1 protein-coding gene is annotated in these 206 nt (G+C 54.9%); it reads left to right on the top strand.

All coding sequences use genetic code 11. The annotated features are described in order from the left end of the window. The coding region (locus HMPREF0549_RS09240) for a hypothetical protein (RefSeq protein ID WP_003718048.1) at positions 1-206 on the top strand (206 nt) is incomplete at both ends.

Below are 206 nucleotides of genomic sequence, written 5' to 3'. Positions count from 1 at the left end.
CGACGTCCTATTTTCGGGCAATCGTGCAACGCAGCCAGAATATGACGAATACGATCCATTATTAAACGGTGCGCCAATTACCGAACCTGTCGCTGTAGCAGCTGCTGCTACCACGGCGACACAAAGCTGGGCTGCGCCGGTTGAACCTGTGACTCAGACGCCGCCTGTTGCCTCTGTTGATGTTCCACCTGCGCAACCTACAGTAG

It is taken from the genome of Limosilactobacillus vaginalis DSM 5837 = ATCC 49540 (genome assembly GCF_000159435.1).
Classification (GTDB): domain Bacteria; phylum Bacillota; class Bacilli; order Lactobacillales; family Lactobacillaceae; genus Limosilactobacillus; species Limosilactobacillus vaginalis.
This window is presented reverse-complemented; position numbering and strand designations above follow the sequence as displayed.